Genomic DNA, 17,366 nt, shown 5'->3' on the forward strand with positions numbered 1-17,366 from the left:
GAGCAAGATGTGCAGTGGTACCGGTAAGTTCAGTGCGCCGTGGCGGCGTGCTGCGAATGTGCTTCTCGTGCTCGGCGTTGCCGCGCTGGCTGCCTGCGGCAAGCAAAAGGAAGCGCCGCTGCAGCCGCGCCCGGTCGTCTCGATGACCGTGCACCCGGACGGCGGCGGCGTGAGCCCCGTCTATCCCGGCGATATCGAGGCGCGCAACGCCACGCCGCTTTCGTTTCGCGTGAACGGCAAGATCATCGAGCGCAGCGTGCGCCTCGGCGACAGCGTCAAGCCCGGCCAGACGCTCGCGCGGCTCGATCCGGCGGACTTCGAAAAGAACGCGGCCAGCGCGCAGGCCCAATTCGACGCCGCGCAACATCGCCTCGTCTTCGCGAAGCAGCAGCTCGATCGCGACACGGCCCAGTCGGCGGCCAATCTCATCGCCCGCGCGCAGCTCGAACAGACGCAAGATGCGTACGCATCGGCCGCGGCCCAGCGCGATCAGGCCCAGCAGCAGCTCGCACTGGCAAAGAACCAGTTGCGCTACACGCAGATCGTCGCTGACCATGCGGGCGTCATCACCGCCGAAAACGCCGATACCGGCCAAAACGTACAGGCCGGCCAGGCTGTCTATCAGCTCGCGTGGAGCGGTGACGTCGACGTCGTATGCGACCTGCCCGAGCGCGCCGTGGCCGCGCTGCACACCGGCGACACCGCGCAGGTCACGCTCGGCGCGCTGCCCGGCCGACACTACACGGCGCGCCTGCGCGAACTCGCCGCCGCGGCGGACCCGCAAAGCCGCACGTGGCGCGCGAGGCTCACGCTCGAACATCCCGATGCCGACCTGCGTCTCGGCATGACCGCCAACGTGGCGTTCGCGGCCCCTGGCGAGGCCAATGCGCCGGCCGCGTTTACCGTGCCCGCTACCGCGCTCTTCCACGACGGCGAAGCGGCCGCCATCTGGGTCATACACGCGCCCGACAACGTGCTGCAGCTGCGGCGCATAAGCATTGCGCGCTACGACGCGCGCACGATCACCGTGGCGGGCGGATTGCAGGACGGCGAACGCATCGTGCTGCAAGGCGTCCACACGGTCCATGCGGGCGAGCAGGTGCGCCCGGTGGCGCCGCTGCATCCCGAGGACTTTGCGTCATGAGCCAGATGACGGGCTCGGGTCCCGGCTCCGATCACGAAGAGGGCCGCTTCAACCTGTCGGCATGGGCGCTTCGGCATCGGGCGCTCGTCACCTTTCTCGTTGCGCTGGCAACGATCTTCGGCGCGCTCGCCTATACGCGTCTCGCGCAATCGGAAGACCCGCCCTTCACGTTCCGCGTGATGGTCATCCAGACCTTCTGGCCCGGCGCGAGCGCGCGCCAGGTCGAGGACCAGGTGACGACCCGCATCGGCCGCAAGCTTCAGGAAACGCCTTATATCGACTTTCTGCGCAGCTATTCGCGGCCCGGCGAATCGCTCGTGTTCTTCACGATGAAGGACTCCGCGCCCGTGAGCGAAGTGCGCGAGACCTGGTACCAGGTGCGCAAGAAGGTCGGCGACATTGCGTACACGCTGCCCCAGGGCGTGCAAGGGCCGTTCTTCAACGACGAATTCGGCGACGTCTACACCAACATCTACGCGCTGGAGGGCGACGGCTTTTCGCCCGCGCAACTGCACGACTACGCGGACAAGCTGCGCGAGCAGCTGCTGCGCGTGCCCGACGTCGGCAAGGTCGATTATTTCGGCGATCCGCAGCAGCGCATCTACATCGAGATTCCGAACACGCAGCTCACACGCCTCGGCATCTCGCCCACGCAGCTGGGCCAGGTGATCGGCGCGCAGAACAGCGTCTCCGCCGCGGGCACGCTCACGACCGCCGACGACCGCGTGTTCGTGCGCCCGAGCGGTCAGTACGAGGACCTCAACTCAATCGCCGATACGCTGATCCGCGTGAACGACCGCACGTTTCGTCTGGGCGACATCGCCACGATCCGGCGCGGCTACGACGAGCCACTCGCCACGCAAATGCGCTTCCAGAACCAGGCGGTGCTCGGCATCGGCCTCACGATGCAGCCGGGCGGCGACGTGATCCGCCTCGGCAAGGCGCTCGATGCGCGCGTCGAGCAGTTGCGCGCGCAACTTCCTGCGGGCCTGAAGCTCGTGGAGGTGTCGAGCATGCCCGACGCGGTCTCGCGCTCGGTGGACGACTTCGTCGAAGCCGTGGCCGAGGCCGTGGGCATCGTGCTGCTCGTGAGCCTCGTTTCGCTGGGCGTGCGCACGGGCATGGTGGTCGTCATCACGATTCCGATCGTGCTCGCCGTCACCTCGCTCGCGATGTACCTCTTCGGCATCGGTCTGCACAAGGTTTCGCTCGGGACGCTCGTGCTTGCGCTCGGCCTGCTCGTGGACGACGCCATCATTTCCGTCGAGATGATGGCGGTGAAGCTCGCGCAGGGCTGGAACCGCACGCGCGCCGCCGCATTCGCCTACACCAGTACCGCGTTCCCGATGCTCACCGGCACGCTCGTCACCGTTGCGGGCTTCTTGCCCATCGTGCTCGCGAGGTCGAGCACCGGCGAGTACACGCGCTCGATCTTCCAGGTGTCCGCCATCGCGCTGATCGCCTCGTGGTTCGCGGCTGTGGTGCTGATTCCGCTGCTGGGCTACCGGCTGTTGCCGGAGCGCAAGCCCGATCCGGATGTGGCGCCCGCCGCGCACGGTGAGGATCACGAGCACGAGATCTACGACACGCGGTTCTACCGGCGCCTGCGCGGCTGGATCGGCTGGTGCATCGAGCGCCATGCCGTCGTGCTCGTGCTGACCATCGCGCTTTTCGTGGCCGCGCTCGCGTGCTTCAAGCTCGTGCCGCAGCAGTTCTTCCCGAGTTCCGATCGGCCCGAACTGCTTGTGGACGTGCGCCTGCCCGAAAGCGCCTCGATCGATGCGACGCTGCGCCAGACGAAGCGCCTCGAAGCGGCGATCAAGGGTCGCCCCGAGATCGACCATTTCATCGATTTCGTCGGCACCGGCGCGCCGCGTTTTTATCTGCCGCTCGATCAGCAGCTGCAGCAGCCCAATTTTGCGCAGTTCGTGATCACGACGAAGTCGGTCGAAGACCGCGAGAAGCTCGCAAGCTGGCTCGAACCGATGCTGCGCGACAAGTTCCCGGCCATCCGCACGCGTCTCTCGCGGCTCGAGAACGGGCCGCCGGTCGGCTACCCCGTGCAGTTCCGCGTGAGCGGCGACGACATCCCGACCGTGCGCGACATCGCGAACAAGGTGGCGGCGACGATGCGTGCCGATCCGCGCACCGACAACGTCAGTTTCGACTGGGACGAACCGGCGGGACGCTCGCTGCACTTCCAGATCGACCAGCAAAAGGCGCGCGCGCTCAATGTCTCGTCGCAGGACATCGCCAACTTCCTGCAGATGACGTACTCGGGCTATACCGTCACGCAGTTTCGCGAGCGCGACAAGCTCATCAGCGTCGATCTGCGCTCGCCCGCGGCCGAGCGCGTCGATCCCGCGCGTCTGCTCACGCTCGCCATGCCCACACCCAACGGCCCGGTGCCGCTCGGCGCGCTCGGGCATCTCGCCAACGATCTGGAGTACGGCGTGATCTGGTCGCGCGACCGGCAGCCCACGATCACCGTGCAGTCCGACGTGCGAGCGGGCGCGCAAGGCATCGACGTCACGCATGCACTCGACGGCAAACTGGACTCGATCAAGCGCGCGCTGCCGCCCGGCTACCACATCGAGGTGGGCGGCTCCGTGGAGGAAAGCGCGAAGGGCCAGGCGTCGATCTTCGCGCAGTTGCCGGTGCTCGCCATTGCCGTGCTCACGCTGCTCATGATCCAGCTGCAAAGCCTCACGCGCGTGCTGATGGTCGTGTTGACCGCGCCGCTCGGTCTGATCGGCGTGGTGATCGCCCTGCTCGTGTTCCGGCAGCCGTTCGGCTTCGTGGCCATGCTCGGCGTGATCGCCATGTTCGGGATCATCATGCGCAACTCGGTGATTCTCGTGGACCAGATCGAAACGGACATCCGCGCCGGCCACAAGCGCTTCGACGCCGTGGTGGGCGCCACGGTGCGCCGCTTCCGGCCGATCATGCTGACCGCCGCGGCCGCCGTGCTCGCACTCATTCCGCTCTTGCGTTCGAACTTCTTCGGACCGATGGCCACGGCGCTGATGGGCGGCATCACGATTGCGACCGTGCTCACGCTGTTCTTCCTGCCCGCGGCTTACGCGGCCGCGTTCCGCGTGCGCAGCAGCGAGACTGACGAGACCGGCAAGACGCCGGAACAGGCATCATGAAGATGGATTCTTCGACATTGGCGTCGGGCGCGCGCGAAACGACGCGCTTGCACGCAACCCGTTTTGCGCTCGCGCCGGGCTTGCTCGCCGCATGCGTCGCGCTTGCGCTGGCCGGCTGCGCGCTGGGCCCGACCGGTGAGCCGCCCGCCATGCCGCTGCCCGAGCACTACGGTGCGCAGGCGCAACCGGCACAGACGGTCGCCGCCCAGGGCGTCGCGCAGCAGTTCGTGACGGGCGCGGAACCGGTGCCGCAATGGTGGACGCTCTACGGCTCCGACGCGCTCGACGCGCTGGTGAGCGAGGGCCTCGCCAACAGCCCGAACCTCGCCGCCGCCGACCACAACCTGCAAGCCGCGCGCGAGCAGTTGCGCGGCCAGATCGGCAGCTCGCTGCTGCCGACCGTCGACGCCATCGGCATCGCGCAACGCCAGCAGCAACCCGCGATCCCGCAGTTCGGCATCGACCAGCTGCAATACGGGATTTTTGCGGGCTTGATCGACGTTCGCTACACCTTCGACGTGTTCGGCGCAACCCGCCTGAACAACGCGGCGCTCGCCTCGCGCGTGAACGTGCAGGCGTTCCAGTTCGAGGCTGCGCAGCGCGCGCTCGCGGCGAACATCGTGGCGAGCGCGCTCGGCGCGGCAACACTGCATGCGCAGATCGACGCGACCGGGGAGCTGATCGCGCTCGCCAATGCGCAGGCTGACGACGTGCAAAAGCGCTACGCGCTCGGCTCGGCCTCGCGCACCGATCTGCTCAGTGCGCAGCAGAGCGCGGCGTCGCTCGCGGCGAGTCTGCCGGGGCTACGCCAGCAATGGGTCGCGCAGCGCCATGCGCTCGCCGTGCTGATCGGCCGCACACCCGACCAGGCGCCGCCCGACCTCGATCTCGCCAGCCTGACCTTGCCCGCGCAGGTGCCCGTGGTCATCCCTTCGGAACTCCTGAGAACCCGTCCCGACATCGAAGCCGCCGAAGCCACGCTCAAGGCGGCCGCAGCCGGCGTCGGCGCCGCGACTGCGCAGATGTACCCGAGCATCACGCTTTCGGCGGCGCTCGGCCAGGGCGGCTTCAGCTGGCCGGTCGTGACTTCCGGCGCTGGCGCGCTGTGGGCGATCGGCGCTTCGCTTTCGCAGCCGATTTTCCACGGCGGCGCACTCGTCGCGCAGCGGCGCGCGGCGTTGCAGTCCTACGAGGCGGCCAACGACACCTATAAGCAAACGGTGCTCACGGCGTTCCAGGATGTCGCCGACCGTCTCGCCGCGCTCGATCACGACGCCCAGGCTCTCGACGCGGCCAGTACCTCGGCGCGCACTGCCCAGGGCGTCTACGAGGACACCGACGCGCGCTACAAGCTCGGCGCGGTGCCGTGGTACGCGGTGCGCCAAAGCGAGCAGCAATGGCGTAACGCGCGGCTCGATGAAATCCGCTATCGCGGCACGCGGCTTTCCGATACGGCCGCGCTCTTACAGGCGATGGGCAATCCGCCGGTCAATCCGGCGACGCTCGGCAGCGGGCGCGGGGCGGACACGGCCGCTGCCGCCGCCGCGCCCGCATCGGACGCTGGAGCCGCGCAAGGCAAGTGACACACGCGGTTTTCCGGGCGCCTCGGCGTACCATGATCGCAAGCGCCGCTCACGCCGGCGCAACCGCTTCACGGAGACGACACCATGCCCCGCCCATCGCTCGACTTCTGGTTCGACCTCGCCAGCAACTACAGCTATCTGAGCGTGATGCGCATCGCCGCGCTCGCGTCGCGAGGTGGCGTGGAGGTTCACTGGCGGCCCTTCCTCCTCGGCCCCATTCTCGACGCACTCGGCTGGGAAGGTCCGCCCTTCGTCGTGCAGAAGGAAAAAGGCGCCTATGTGTGGCAGGACATGCGGCGGGAGTGCCGCAAATACGCGCTGCCGTGGCAACAGCCCACCGAGTTTCCGCGCCGCACCGTGCTCGCGACGCGCATCGCCGTGCTCGCCGCCGACGAGCCGTGGCTGCCCGACTGGTGCCGCGCCGTCATGACGCGCAACTATGGCGACGACCGTGAAGTCGATTCGCCCGAAGCGGTCACCCACCTGCTCGCCGCGCTGGGCTTGCCGGCACAGCGGCTCATCGAGGAAGCCGGCAGCGAGGCGAACCGGCTGCGCCTGCGCGAGCGGACCCAGGCGGCTCGCGATCTCGGTATCTTCGGCGCACCGACGTTTTTCGTCGGCGCGGAAATGTTCTGGGGCAACGACCGGCTGGAGGACGCGATCGAGGCGGCGCTCTGCGCGCCGCGAAACCGGGATATTGCGTAGCCCTCATCTCCGCGCTTCACTGCCATAGGGCCATTCGTATTCCTGCATATCAGGCCGTCACGTATTCGCGCGGTTCGCACAGCCAAACCTTCGGACTGCGTGATGACAGCGTGTTTTGAAGCGCGATGCCTCATACCGCTCGTCTGCGTACAAAGCCTTTGGCGTCAGGCAGTTAGCTTCGATATCCCAGGGTTATGAACAGGGGCTTCAACAAAAACTGTGGAAAAGTCGGCGCGAGAGTTACCCACAGATTTCGTTGACAGCCCTGTGGAAAAGCCCTGGAAAGCTCGACCAACCCATTGGCCCACAAGGAAATTCCGCTCGCCAAACAAAAAACGGCGCGCCGTTGCCGACGCGCCGTGTTTATCCTGCAGAACTCATCAAACCAGCATCAAGGCTTGTTCGATTCGAACAGATCCATGATCTGCTTCTTCTCCGTCGTCGTCACGTTCGGCGGCGTCATGCCGCCCGGACCCATGCTGCCGGTCGCGCCGCTGGCATCGCTCGCCGCACCCGCCGGGTTCGCCGAGTCCAGACCGATGCTCGCCACGAAGCCGTTACCCGGCGTCATGTCCGAGAAGTACAGTTCGTCGTTGATCGTCGTGAGGCCCTCGGGCATCGCCGGCTCTTCCTGCGGCACGCCGCGCAGCGCACGCTGCATGTACTCCACCCAGATCGGCAACGCGAGTTGCGCGCCGAATTCGCGGCTGCCGAGACTCTTCGGCTGGTCGTAACCCATCCACGCCACGGCGACCAGCGTGCGCTGATAACCCGCGAACCAGCCGTCCTTGGCGTCGTTGGTCGTACCCGTCTTGCCCTGCAAGTCGTTGCGATGGAGCACGTTGGTGCCGGCGCCCGTGCCCGCCGTCGCCACCGAGTGCAGCAGGCTGTTCATCACGAACGCGTTGCGCGGCGAAAGCGTTTGCGGCGCATTCTGGCCCGCCACCAGCGGCTGCGCGCGCAGGATCGGCTGGCCGCGCGCGTCGTCCACTTCGGCGATCAGGTACGGGTTGATGCGATAGCCGCCGTTCGCGAACACGCTATACGCGCCCGCCGACTGCAGCGGCGTAACCAGGCCCGCGCCGAGCGCCATCGGCAGGTACGGCGGGGTCTTGTCCGCGTCGAAGCCGAAACGCTGCGTCACGTAGTCCTGCGCGTACTTCGTGCCGATGTACGAAAGGATGCGGATCGACACGAGGTTCTTCGACTTCTGCAGCGCGAGGCGCATCGACATCGGCCCTTCGGGCTGGTCGTCGTCCTTCGGCTCCCACGCATCGCCGCCCGGCGTGCTGGGGGGGAAGTACAGCGGCGCGTCGTTGATGATCGTCGCCGGTCCGAGGCCCTTTTCGAGCGAGGCCGAGTAGATGAACGGCTTGAAGCTCGAACCCGGCTGACGCCATGCCTGCGTGATGTGATTGAACTTGTTCTTGTTGAAGTCGAAGCCGCCAATCAGCGCACGGATCGCGCCGTCCTGCGGCGTGAGCGAGACGAGCGCGCCTTCGACCTGCGGCAGCTGCGTGATCTGCCAGTTGCCCTTCGCGTCCTCCATCAGGCGCACGATCGAGCCGGGGCGAATGCGCAGTGCCTGCGAGGCGCGCGGCGAGAGCGCGGCCGCGACGAAGCGCAGGCCCTCTCCCGTCACCGTCACCGAGGTGCCGTCGAGCTGTTGCGCCGTGACCGACTTCGGGCCCGCGTCGGTGACGACCGCCGAAACGAGGTCGCCGTTGTCCGGATGATCGGTGAGCGCGTCTTCGATCGCCTGCTCGCGGTCGTCGCCGTCGGCGGGCAGTTGCACGAAGCCTTCCGGTCCGCGATAGCCGTGGCGGCGCTCGTAGTCCATCACGCCCTTGCGCACGGCCGCGTACGCGGCGTCCTGGTCGGCCGAATCGATCGTCGTCGTCACGGTCAGGCCGCGCGTATAGGTCTCGTCCTTGTACTGCGCGTACATCATCTGGCGCACCATTTCCGCGACGTATTCGGCGTGCACGTTGTACTCGGTGCCGGCCGTCTTCGTCTGCAGCGGCTCCTTGATCGCTTCGTCGTACTGCGCCTGCGTGATGTAGCCGAGGTCGAGCATGCGCTTGAGGATGTACTCCTGGCGAATCTTCGCGCGGTGCGGATTGACGATCGGGTTATACGCCGAAGGCGCCTTCGGCAGGCCCGCGAGCATCGCCGCCTGGGCGAGCGTGATGTCCTTCAGGTCCTTGCCGAAGTACACGCGCGCGGCGGCCGAAAAACCATAGGCGCGCTGCCCCAGATAAATCTGGTTCATGTACAGCTCGAGAATCTGGTCCTTTGTGAGTGCGCGCTCGATCTTGTAGGCGAGCAGCATCTCGTAGACCTTACGCGTGTAGGTCTTCTCGCTCGACAGGAAGAAGTTGCGCGCCACCTGCATCGTGATCGTGCTCGCACCCTGCGAGGCGCCGCCGTGCATCAGGTCGGCCACGCCGGCGCGCAGGATGCCGATGAAGTCCACGCCGCCGTGCTCGTAGAACCGGTAGTCCTCGATGGCGAGCACCGCCTTCTTTTGGATGTCAGGAATATCCTGGAAGCGCACGAGTTGACGACGCTCTTCGCCGAACTCGCCGATCAGCACGTGATCGGCGGTATAGATGCGCAGCGGCACCTTGGGCTGATAGTTCGTGAGCGCGTCGAGCGAGGGCAGTTGCGGCCCCATCACGACGAGTGCGTAGCCCAAGAGCAGCGCACCGACCACGCAAAGCGTGCCGATCAGGCCGACGAACCAGAGCGCGAGCGTGGTGCCGATGGAGCGCCGCTTCGGGCTCCCGTCGCGCGGCCCGTTACCGCCGGACCCGCCGCCCGATTCAGGCCGGCGAGGCGGCTGGCGCCCGTTGTTGAAGGAGGGTTCCCGATCTTCGTTCGGGTACTGCGGTGAAGGCGGTCGTTTGATGATAGGCATGACTGGAATGATGGGCGCGTCTCGCGCGCGCCGGCTGCGCGCAACTCGCGCGCATGGATCTCGACCACGGCGTCATGGCGCCACTGCGGCATACGACGTCGCCGGCGCAAACCCGGCGACGCGGCGCGACCGGCAACGCCCCCGTCCGGCCGCGCGGCGCGCACTACGGCACGCCACGGGCGAATACACGCCTGTTCAGGCGCCATTCGCGAAATGTAACAGCGCATTCTAAAGAAATCGCGGGCGCCGGGTCGCGCTTTTTTTGTAAGAGTTTCTTGGGAAACGCTTCCTGCCCGATTTTTTGGCGGCCTAGGCGCTCGCTTGCGTCGTTTGTGGCTTTATGCGCGAAAAATTTCGCAATCACGCCATCTGTCGCGCGACAATTAGACGCTGATCGGCTCTTGACGGCAGATTCTTGCAGGCAGGGTTGTTCCTATCCGCGCACCTTCCAATTGCGCATCGGCGCACTCGTTTTATGATGAAAGATCTGCTACACGCCCCTGTCCGCGCCCAGGCGAGCACGCATCCATTCTTACAAAAAGCTGTTGCGCAGGCAGGCAAACCGACGTCATACGAAGCCGACCCAACGGCCCGTCGATCATGAACAAGCCCAGCGAACGCATCGTCGTCTTCGTTACGCCCGCGCAAAAGCGCGCGATCTCGGCCACCGCCGACGAACTTGGCATCAGCCTCAGCGAACTCATGCGCCGCGCCGTGATCGCGTTCAGCGCCACGAGCGATCAGGTGAAGGCCGCGAGCATCGTCGACCGGCTGAACGCGCCTCGTCAGCCCGACGCCCTCGCCCAGGTGCTGCAAAAGGCGGCGAAACCGCTGCGCGCAGGCCGTGCGGGCGCGTTCCGGCCACCTGCGGGCGCGGCGAATGCCATTGGTACGAATGCAGCGACCGCCGACGCGCAAACGGCTGGCGAAGCGGCTGCGGCCGTTCACGGCGACGCCACCCACGAGGCAACGCCTCAAGCGCCAAACACCCCCCTGCCTGCCGCGCACACCGAAGAGACGAACGTGAGCCATGCCGCGCGTGAAATCGCCCAGGCTGTCGCCCGGCTGAGCGCCGAAGCGGCCGCCGCAGCGGAAAGCGCCGCGCTCGACGCGAGCGCTGCGCAATCGCTGGACGTTGAACCGCTGCAGCCGCTGAGCTCGGCGCCCTTCGCCCGCTCGCGGCGCGACGCAAACGATCCACGCGACGAAGCCCGCAGCGACGCCGCCGCCCCCGAAGGCGGCAAATACGCCTGACACGCGCCGCATCTGCGCCACCATACGCACGCGTCACAATCGGCTTAACGCCCGCTTACACACGCGCCCGCGAGCGCCGGGCGGGCCCAATTCCTTTAAGTCCCTTTTAAGACGGCCCGTGGTGTAATATCCGCGATCGATGGCGGCGCCCGGCCTGCAGCGGTGCTTCGAGCCGCGCAGCCAGGCCCCGTTCTGATGAACACACGCGTGCAAGAAAACCCGTTCACGCTATTGCAATTGCCGCACTCGCCCCGATTTGCGCCGTGCATGGGCGCCCGGCGCAAAGCGGCGTAAGCTGGCAGACGGATCAGCCATTTGGCAGCCGGCTGGCGCGTGAAACCAAACCGCATGCACGCACCTCGGCCCGCCATGGCCGATCTTATTTCACTGGAGGAATTCATGTCGCTTTTCGACTCCATCTCCCGCACCGTCAAGGGCCTGCTCAACGACGCGGCCGACTCGGTGCAGGATCCGTCGCGCGACGCGCGCCAGATCGTGCGTGAGCTCGATGACAGCATCGCCCGCGCGGAGAACTCGCTCGTCGAGATCCAGGCGCAGGTCGCGACGCAGCAAAGCAAGCGCGATGTGGCCGCCGACAAGGCGAAGAAGTACGAAGACGGCGCGAAGCGCGCGCTGCAATCGGGCGACGAAGCGCTCGCACGCGAAGCGCTCGGCGCGCAGCAAACCGCCGAAGCCGAACGCGACGCGCTCGCGGGCGAACTCGCGAAGCTCGAACCGTCGGTCGATCAACTGAAGCAGCAGATCGACGACATGCGGCAGCGCCGCAACGATCTGAACGCGCGCTCGAACATCCTGCAGGCGAAGCAGCAGATCGCCCAGGCGAAGGACGTCGCGGCCACGGCGCTGGGCGGCATCGGCGGGAAGAATCTCGATGGCGACTTCCAGAAGCTGGAAGACAAGGTCGCGCTGTCGAACGCGCGCTCGGACGCCCGGCTGAATTCGTCCGATCAGTCGAGCGGCAAGGCGCTCGAGGACAAGCTCGCGGCGCTCAACAAGGGTCCGTCGGTAGACGAGCGCCTCGAGGCGCTCAAGAAGCAGATGAACACGCCGGCACAGTAAACGTGCCGGGGTGCTGGATGCGGCGCGGCATGGTCCGTGCTGCCGGCATGGTCGGCAGGCGCCCGATAGCGTCGCATCCCCGTATCGAATGCCATGGAGACGGGCGTCAATCCGCCCGGCCTGCAACATGAAAAAGTTTCTTGCCGCTGCTAGCGTCGCTGTCGCGTCGCTCGCCTTCACGGGCGGCGTTGCGTTCGCCGTGCCTGGCGTGCAGCAGATCGAATCCGCGATGTCCCAGGGCGACTGGCAGCGTGCCGACTCCGGCCTGACCGAAGTCCTGCAGGCGCATCCGGACAACGCTCGCGCTCACTATCTCTACGCCCAGGTGCTCGACCGCGAAGGCCGTTACAGTGACGCGCTCGCCCAGGTCGAGCAAGCGAAGTCGCTCGACCCGCAAATCCGCTTCACCCAGCCGCAACATTTCGCGCAGGTCGAAGCGAAGATTCGTTCCGACGCCTCGCGCGCCGGCGCAGTGAAGACGAGCAGCGCGGACAACCCGTTCGCGCAGCAGCAAGCGGCGGCGCCGCAAAAGCGAGGTCCTGGTATGGGCATGTGGATCGGTATCGCCATCTTGTTTGTCGGCATTGCGCTCGTGCTGCGCTGGACCCTGCGCCGCGCGAAGTCCACCGAAGACGCGAAGGCCGGCGACGACCGCCGCGACCAGCTCAAGCGCGCCACCGAGCTGCTCAACGGCGTGCGTTCGCTCAAGCTCGACGTAAAGCTCTCGACCGCACCCGGCCACGAAGCGCTCGAAAAGGAAGTCGAAGGACTCGAAGCGCAGTTGCGCAGCCTCGTCGAAACGCTCTCGAACAGCGCGAATCCGCGGCCGCCGTATGAGATCGAGGATCTCGAACGCCAGTTCGCGAGCCTCAAGGCGCGCGCCGAAGGCCGCCCCGATCCGAATGCGCAGCCTGCCGCGCCGGACTACGGCAGCAACTCCACCTACGCACGAGAAGCCGACGCCGCCTTCGGACGCCAGCCGCAGTATCCGCCTGCGGCGCCCCAGCAACCGCCGCAGGTCATCGTGCAGCAAGGCGGCGGTGGCATGGGCGGCATGGGTGGCCTGCTCACGGGCGTGCTGCTCGGCGAAGCACTGAACCATGGCCGTGACCGTGTGATCGAGCGCGATGTGTTCGTCGACGACGAAGGCCGCCGGGTTCAGCGCGACGGCAACAATGGCGGCGGCCTCGACTTCGGTCAGGGCTCGAACGACTGGGACGACGGCTCGGGCGGCGGCGGCGTCGATATGGGCAGCAACGACAGCTCGGACGACTGGAACAACTCCTGAACGCCTGAGGTTTCCCCAGCGCACGCCGCTAAAGCAACGACGGGCTCCTCCAGGGAGCCCGTTTTGCATCGGCGCAAACCCGGCACAACACACATAACGGCGGACGCACACATGGCCAAAGAAGCGCTCGGCAACTTGGGCGCGCTGCGCATCGCCATCATCGGCAGCGGCTTTTCCGGCATCGGCATGGCGATCCGGCTGCGTCGCATGGGCGTGGACTCGTTCACGATCTATGAGGCAGCCGAAGGCCTCGGCGGCACCTGGCGCGACAACGCCTATCCGGGCGCCGCCTGCGATATTCCTTCGCACCTCTACTCGTTTTCGTTCGAGCTGAATCCGGCGTGGACGCGCACCTTCGCACCGCAGCACGAAATTCTCGACTACCTGCGCCATTGTGCGCACAAGTACGACGTCGAGCGCTTCATCGCATACCGTTCGCGCGTGCGCGCGGCGCGCTTCCTGGAGGCGCGCGGCGTCTGGCAGGTGGAGATCGAACGCGACGGCGCGATCACGACGATCGAAACCGATATCGTGATCGCCGCGAACGGTCCGCTCTCGCGCCCGGCGCTGCCGCATGTCGCGGGCATCGAGCGCTTCGAAGGCAAGCTCTTCCACTCGGCGCGCTGGGACCACGACTACGCGCTCGAAGGCAAGCGCATCGCCGTGATCGGCACCGGTGCGAGCGCGATCCAGTTCGTGCCGCATATCCAGCCGCACGCGGCGCAGCTCACGGTGTTTCAGCGCACGCCGCCGTGGATCATGCCGCGGCGCGATCGCGCCATCAGCGAGCGCTGGCGCTGGATTTACCGGCACATGCCGTTCGCGCAACGCGTGGCGCGCGCCGCGATTTACTGGCAGCACGAATCGCGCGCGCTTGGCTTCGCGGTGGAGCCGCGCCTGCTCAAGACGCCGACGAAGTTCGCGCTGAGCTACCTCGCGCACAAGGTGAAAGACCCCGGCCTGCGCGCGCGCCTCACGCCCGACTATCTGCTGGGCTGCAAGCGCGTGCTGCTCTCGAGCGACTACTACCCTACCCTCGCGCAGCCTAACGTCGAGCTGGTCACCGACGCGATCCGCGAGGTCGTCGCCGACGGCATCGTGACCGCCGACGGCACGCATCGGCCTTACGACGCGATCGTCTGCGGCACGGGCTTCCAGGTCAACGATGTGGACGCGCCTTTCCAGGTGACGGGCGTCGGCGGCCAGGATCTCGGCGAGACGTGGCGGCGCGACGGCCCCGAGGCCTACCTCGGCGCGAGCGTCGCGGGCTTCCCGAATCTCTTCTTCGTGATCGGGCCGAACACGGCGCTCGGGCACAACTCGATGATCTACATGATCGAGTCGCATATCGCCTATATCGCGGCCTGCATTCGCGCGCTGCAGCGCTCGGGCGCCCGCACGATGGAGGTACGCGCCGAGGCGCAGCAAAGCTGGAACGCGCGCGTGCAAGCGCGCTTCGCGCGCACCGTGTGGCAATCGGGCTGCCGCAGCTACTACCTCACGCAGGCGGGCAAGAACACTGCGCTGTGGCCCGGCTTCACGTTCATGTTCCGCCGCAGAACGCGCCGCGTGCGCACCGCCGACTACGCGTTCGAGCGCTAGACGCGCTGCGGATGCCCGGCGTACACGCGCGTCTCGTAGGCGAAGTTCACGGTGCCGTCCTTTTGCGTCGCTGCGAACAGCTCGCGCAGCGCCGCGAGCATCGGCTCGTGGCGTTCATCGCCCGCGCGCGGTGCGTATGACGATGACATCAGCCGTCCGCGCAGGCCATCGAAGTCGAGCAGTTGCGCGTTCGGGAACACGGTTTGATGCTCGAAGCCATCGCCGAACCAGTCGGCCATCGCGGCCGAGTCGGGATAGGTTTCGGCCACCCGTGCGTAGTCGGGGCAAAAACGCTGCAGGAGCGCCTCGTAGCCCGCCAGAAACGCCGAGCCTTCGAGCAGGCGGCTGTTCCAGAACAGCACGATCTTGCCGCGCGGCTTGAGGATGCGCGCGAATTCGCGCTGCGTGTCGGTCTTGTGGAACCAGTGGAACGCCTGCGCGGCGCTCACGAGGTCCACGCTCGCGGCTTCGAGCGTCGTCGCCTCCGCCGTGCCCGCCACGCTGCGATAGCCTGGATAGCCGCCCAGCAGCTCGTCCGCCGCGGCGCGCATGGCTGCGTTCGGCTCGACGGCCGTGACCGGATGGCCCGCGTCGAGAAAGAGTTTCGTGGAAAGGCCCGTGCCCGCGCCGATATCGGCCACGGGCGCGCCCGGCGCGATGCCGCACTCCACATGCACGAAGGTCGCCACTTCGCGTGGATAGGTCGGCCGGAATTTCACGTAGTCTGCGACCCGGTCGGTGAAACGCCGGGTGGAATCGTCGATCATCGTCTGCCCTTTCGTCGTTCAACCGCCGCCGCCGAGGAGCTTCACCAGCTCCCAGAGGAAGCGCAACACCATCACGATCAGCTCCCAGAGCTGGATCAGCTGCTGCCAGAGCGCGAGCGGCGCGCTCCCGCCGAAAATCGCTTCTATCATCTTGCTCCCGTCGCGACGCCCCTTTGCTCCTCATTGCCGGCTTTCGAAGCGCCCGAGTTCCCGATCATAGCGCCAGGCGCTGCCCCTGCGCTCAAGTCGCCGTGTTACACGCCGTAAACAAGTTCAGAAAGCCCGGCGATCGGACCTGCCGACGAGCGGGCACGCAGCCTTTCCGCAGTTGTCCGCACCGGGCAGCTTTGCATGGGATGGCGCGAGGCGCTAAAGCGCCTCGCGCCATCGACAAAGGAGACACCCGATGACACGTTTGCGTTTGCTGGGTCTGCGCGGCCGCCGCCGCGCGGGAAAATCCGCCGGCGTCGTCGGCGACATTGCCGCACACGCCGGCAGGCTCGGTATCGAGATCTGCGACGTGGCGGGCCATGTCGACGAAGTCGCCGCGCGCGTGCAGCGTCAGACCGACGTCTGCCACGCCCTGCGCGAGTCGGCGGCCCACACGCTCGCCGGCAACCATCAGATCGCCACGGCCGCGCGCGCCATGCGCGCGCTGAGCACCGGCACCGCCGCCACCGTCCAGCAGTCGCAGCAGACCATCGAGGATTCGCTTGCCGACATTCACGGTCTCGTGGAGAGCGTCACCGTCATCGAGACGCAGATCCGGGCGCTCAAAAGCGCGCTCGCGCATGTCTCGAAGGTCTCCGAGGAAATCTCGCTGATCGCGCGGCAGACCCAGCTTCTCGCGCTCAACGCGGCCATCGAAGCGGCGCGCGCGGGCGAGTCCGGCAAGAGCTTCGCCGTGGTCGCGGCCGAGGTGAAGAACCTCTCCGCCAAGACTGCACAGGCCACCGGCCAGATCGAGAAAACCCTCGGCCAACTCACGCAGCAGACCGAGCAGCTCATTGCCGAGGGCACCGCCAACACCGAACGCGCGCATCGCGTGCGCGAGGGCACGCACACGATCGGCGAGGCCGTGCACAGCACCGGCCAGGCGATCATGCAGCTCGACGAGCACGCCGGCCAGATCGCCCAGCTCACGGGCGAGATCGAGACGAAATGCGATGGGCTCGAAAGCCAGGTGGGCGAGATGGTCGCGGGCGTCGAGGATTCGGGGCGCAACTTTGTGCAGGCAAAGGATCAGCTCGGCAAGCTGCTCGAGGTCTCGGAAACGCTCATCGAGCTTTCCGCCGCAACCGGTGTGGAAACCGACGACACCCGCTTTATCGAGACGGTGCAGCGCGCCGCCGCCCAGGTGAGCAAGCTGCTCGAAGGCGCGCTCGCGCGTGGCGAGATCGGCGAAGCGGATCTGTTCGACAGCGTCTACGCGCCAGTGCCGAACACGAACCCGCAGCAGCATATGACGCGCTTCACGGCCTTCACCGATCGGGTGTTGCCCCCGATCCTCGAACCGCTGCTCACGTTCGACGAACGCGTCGCCTTCTGCGTAGCGATCGATCCGCGCGGCTACATACCGACCCACAATCGCAAGTTCTCACATCCGCAGGGCGCCGACCCGGTGTGGAACGCCGCGAACTGCCGCAATCATCGAATTTTCAACGACCGCGCGGGGCGCGCCGCCGGTTCGCACACCAAGCCCTTCCTGCTGCAAACCTACCGTCGCGACATGGGCGGCGGCACGTTCGTGATGATGAAGGACGCCTCCGCGCCGATCTTCGTGAACGGGCGGCACTGGGGCGGGTTTCGTATGGGATACCGGCTGTAACGACTGCGCCGCAAAAAGCAAACGGCGCGCGGGCATGGCTGCC

General features: G+C 66.8%; 12 protein-coding genes. 9 read left to right on the forward strand and 3 right to left on the reverse strand.

All coding sequences use genetic code 11. The features are described 5' to 3' along the window. Window positions 1-7: 7 nt before the first annotated feature. From M3I56_RS04290 to M3I56_RS04305, 4 genes are all read left to right on the forward strand, one after another. Window positions 8-1,144, forward strand: a complete 1,137-nt coding sequence (locus tag M3I56_RS04290; RefSeq protein WP_254352705.1) for an efflux RND transporter periplasmic adaptor subunit — start codon at window positions 8-10, stop codon at window positions 1,142-1,144. Next, a complete protein-coding gene (locus tag M3I56_RS04295; RefSeq protein WP_302056660.1) occupies window positions 1,141-4,296 on the forward strand; it encodes an efflux RND transporter permease subunit in 3,156 nt (1,051 codons plus the stop codon). The genes M3I56_RS04290 and M3I56_RS04295 overlap by 4 nt, the downstream gene beginning before the upstream one ends. Then, window positions 4,293-5,879: an efflux transporter outer membrane subunit gene (locus M3I56_RS04300; protein ID WP_254352706.1), complete on the forward strand. Its 1,587-nt coding sequence runs from the start codon at window positions 4,293-4,295 to the stop codon at window positions 5,877-5,879. The genes M3I56_RS04295 and M3I56_RS04300 overlap by 4 nt, the downstream gene beginning before the upstream one ends. Window positions 5,880-5,963: 84 nt before the next feature. Then, window positions 5,964-6,584: a 2-hydroxychromene-2-carboxylate isomerase gene (locus tag M3I56_RS04305; RefSeq protein ID WP_254352707.1), complete on the forward strand. Its 621-nt coding sequence runs from the start codon at window positions 5,964-5,966 to the stop codon at window positions 6,582-6,584. A 391-nt stretch (window positions 6,585-6,975) separates the two neighbouring features. Here the strand turns inward: M3I56_RS04305 and M3I56_RS04310 are convergent, their stop codons facing one another. Then, complete coding sequence (locus M3I56_RS04310) at window positions 6,976-9,504, reverse strand: penicillin-binding protein 1A (protein ID WP_254352708.1); 2,529 nt, start codon at window positions 9,502-9,504, stop codon at window positions 6,976-6,978. A 600-nt stretch (window positions 9,505-10,104) separates the two neighbouring features. Here M3I56_RS04310 and M3I56_RS04315 point away from each other — a divergent pair. From M3I56_RS04315 to M3I56_RS04330, 4 genes are all read left to right on the forward strand, one after another. Next, window positions 10,105-10,758 carry a hypothetical protein gene (locus M3I56_RS04315; RefSeq protein WP_254352709.1) on the forward strand — a complete coding sequence of 218 codons (654 nt, stop codon included), beginning with the start codon at window positions 10,105-10,107 and terminating at the stop codon, window positions 10,756-10,758. A 399-nt stretch (window positions 10,759-11,157) separates the two neighbouring features. Further along, entirely contained in the window at window positions 11,158-11,838 is a 681-nt protein-coding gene (locus M3I56_RS04320; protein WP_254352710.1) for a PspA/IM30 family protein, read from the forward strand. A 127-nt stretch (window positions 11,839-11,965) separates the two neighbouring features. Beyond that, window positions 11,966-13,126, forward strand: a complete 1,161-nt coding sequence (locus M3I56_RS04325; RefSeq protein WP_254352711.1) for a tetratricopeptide repeat protein — start codon at window positions 11,966-11,968, stop codon at window positions 13,124-13,126. A 111-nt stretch (window positions 13,127-13,237) separates the two neighbouring features. Beyond that, window positions 13,238-14,728 carry an NAD(P)/FAD-dependent oxidoreductase gene (locus tag M3I56_RS04330; protein ID WP_254352712.1) on the forward strand — a complete coding sequence of 497 codons (1,491 nt, stop codon included), beginning with the start codon at window positions 13,238-13,240 and terminating at the stop codon, window positions 14,726-14,728. Here M3I56_RS04330 and M3I56_RS04335 read toward each other — a convergent pair. Continuing rightward, window positions 14,725-15,495 (reverse strand): class I SAM-dependent methyltransferase, encoded by a 771-nt coding sequence (locus tag M3I56_RS04335; protein WP_028204000.1) that lies wholly within the window; start codon window positions 15,493-15,495, stop codon window positions 14,725-14,727. The genes M3I56_RS04330 and M3I56_RS04335 overlap by 4 nt on opposite strands. An 18-nt stretch (window positions 15,496-15,513) precedes the next feature. Beyond that, the gene (locus tag M3I56_RS40985) at window positions 15,514-15,645 is read right to left on the reverse strand and encodes a hypothetical protein (protein WP_256094777.1); all 132 of its coding nucleotides are present in this window, start codon (window positions 15,643-15,645) and stop codon (window positions 15,514-15,516) included. Between the two features lie 256 nt (window positions 15,646-15,901). Between M3I56_RS40985 and M3I56_RS04340 the strand changes: the two genes are divergently transcribed. Beyond that, window positions 15,902-17,323: a methyl-accepting chemotaxis protein gene (locus M3I56_RS04340; protein ID WP_254352713.1), complete on the forward strand. Its 1,422-nt coding sequence runs from the start codon at window positions 15,902-15,904 to the stop codon at window positions 17,321-17,323. Window positions 17,324-17,366: the final 43 nt, after the last annotated feature.

The sequence above is a fragment of the Paraburkholderia sp. CNPSo 3281 genome (genome assembly GCF_024206515.1).
Lineage (GTDB): Bacteria > Pseudomonadota > Gammaproteobacteria > Burkholderiales > Burkholderiaceae > Paraburkholderia > Paraburkholderia nodosa.